Annotated in this window: 1 protein-coding gene and 1 other RNA gene; both read right to left on the bottom strand. The window is 46.2% G+C overall.

Annotated features, from left to right (window positions below; genetic code table 11):
- Positions 1-25 precede the first annotated feature (25 nt).
- Positions 26-388: a transfer-messenger RNA gene (ssrA, locus tag RAC86_RS39195) on the bottom strand.
- Between the two features lie 176 nt (positions 389-564).
- Positions 565-909: SsrA-binding protein (gene smpB / locus RAC86_RS39200; RefSeq protein WP_377887008.1), on the bottom strand; the 345-nt coding region annotated here is incomplete at its 5' end.

Raw genomic sequence — 909 nt, forward strand, 5'->3', positions numbered from 1 at the left:
AGAGGTTCTGCTTTATTGTCAGTATGTATGGAGACGGTGGGAGTCGAACCCACGTCCAGAAACATCGATTACTTAAGCGTCTACGAGCGTAGCCTGCATATTTATGGTTTCACTCATCTTCTTGCCTGCGGGCGGGCCTTCCGAGAGCTAGTCTGTTCATCTCTTCTTACGTTCTCAGACAGGAACGCAAGCGTAGCCTACTTGGATGTGCTCTTCACAGACACATAGGCAATGTCAGGAAGAGCTCGCTGCGCTTATTAGGCAGCTAATGCTACGTTTTGGTTAAAACTGTTAGTTTTGCCAGTTATATTTAAGTGCGTGTTTACGAGATCGCCTCTCGGCTCGCAGCTCAAGCTCGATCCATCCCTGTCGAATCCGTAACGTCCCCTTGGTATAAGGGAAATACGGGAGAAAATATCAAGCTCTCACTCAAACTGGCTATAGTCTTATTATAACATGATCACGGCTCTTTTCAATTGTCAAATCCTTCAAATGAATGGCGTCGTGATCTAATCGTGAACACAGTATAGCACAGGCCTGATTTTCGAATCAAGCACTATGCCTTTAGAAGCCTTTTTGACTGTCTCTGAACGCTCTTTCAATTTCCCGCTTCGCGTCCTTGCGCTTCAAGTCTTCCCGTTTGTCATAGTTCTTCTTCCCTTTTCCAAGGCCGAGAAGCACTTTGGCAAAGCCGTTTTTTAAATACAGCTTCAGCGGAACGAGAGAATAGCCTTTTTCCTTTGTTAACCCGATCAGCTTATTAATCTCCTTGCGGTGCATTAACAGCTTTCTTGTCCGGAGCGGATCGTGGTTATAGCGGTTTCCCTGCTCATATGGGCTGACGTGCATATTGTGGAGAAACACTTCTCCCCGTTCGATTTTGGCGAAGGAATCCTTAAGGTTTACGCG

The sequence above is a fragment of the Bacillus sp. LR_5 genome (genome assembly GCF_042709275.1).